Annotated in this window: 1 protein-coding gene; it reads left to right on the forward strand. The window is 55.4% G+C overall.

Features of this window, described 5'->3' with window-relative positions; translation table 11 throughout:
* Positions 1 to 32 precede the first annotated feature (32 nt).
* Positions 33 to 495, forward strand: a 463-nt coding sequence (locus I6A82_RS14415; RefSeq protein WP_198095667.1) for a TonB-dependent receptor plug domain-containing protein, incomplete at its 3' end; no start/stop codon positions are given.

The raw sequence follows: 495 nt of genomic DNA on the forward strand, positions 1-495 counted from the left end.
CCGAAGCCGTCAAGGCTATTGGGAGGAGAACTATGATCAAATTGGCCACGCCGCGGGCGACTGTCTCGCGTTCTCATTTGCGCGCAGCTCTGCTCGCATCTGTCGTAACACTCGCTGTGCCGAGCGCTGCATTCGCGCAAGACGAAGCTGCTCAGGAAGAGGAAGTCCAGGACGAAATTATTGTTACTGGCGAAATCGCGCGTACGATTGAGAACTCGCTGGAAACAAAGCGTCAGCTTGATGTTATCGGCTATGCGATTGTGGGCGAGGACATTGGCGATCTTCCGGATTTGTCAGTTGCTGAAACGCTCGAGAGAATTGTCGGCGTTACGTCCGACCGCTTTAAAGGCGGTGCATCAGAACTATCCATTCGCGGGCTCGGCGCATTCCTGGGTGCGAGCTACCTCAACGGCCGCGAAATCTCGTCAGGCAGTGACGGCCGCGATGTAAACTTCGGCCAGTTTCCTTCAGAGCTGATCAATGGCGCGATTGTCT

It is taken from the genome of Novosphingopyxis sp. YJ-S2-01 (assembly GCF_016093175.1).
Taxonomy (GTDB): Bacteria; Pseudomonadota; Alphaproteobacteria; order Sphingomonadales; family Sphingomonadaceae; genus Novosphingopyxis; species Novosphingopyxis iocasae.